Origin of the sequence: Stenotrophomonas sp. SrG (assembly GCF_050031795.1) — a bacterium.
In the GTDB taxonomy this organism is placed as follows: domain Bacteria; phylum Pseudomonadota; class Gammaproteobacteria; order Xanthomonadales; family Xanthomonadaceae; genus Stenotrophomonas; species Stenotrophomonas rhizophila_A.
Window position 1 is genome coordinate 1 of sequence record NZ_JBNBBE010000703.1, and the last position, 247, is coordinate 247.

Genomic DNA, 247 nt, shown 5'->3' on the forward strand with positions numbered 1-247 from the left:
TCCGCCGCATGGCGAGCCTGCTGCTGGCCCTGGCCGCGTACAGCTAGTACCGCGGCAGCAGCAACGACAGCACGCTGGCCTCGTACGGGCTGATGGCATTCGCCGCGGTGGCACAGTTGGCGCCGGGCCTGATCGGCGGCCTGTACTGGCGCGGTGCCAGCCGCCGGGGCGTGGCGACCGGCATCCTGCTCGGCTTCGGCACCTGGATCTACACCCTGCTTCTGCCGGCGCGGACCCACGCCGGCTG

General features: G+C 72.5%; 1 pseudogene. It reads left to right on the forward strand.

The annotated features are described in order from the left end of the window. A pseudogene (locus tag ACQG3P_RS21395) lies at nt 1-247 on the forward strand (hypothetical protein); the annotation flags it as partial.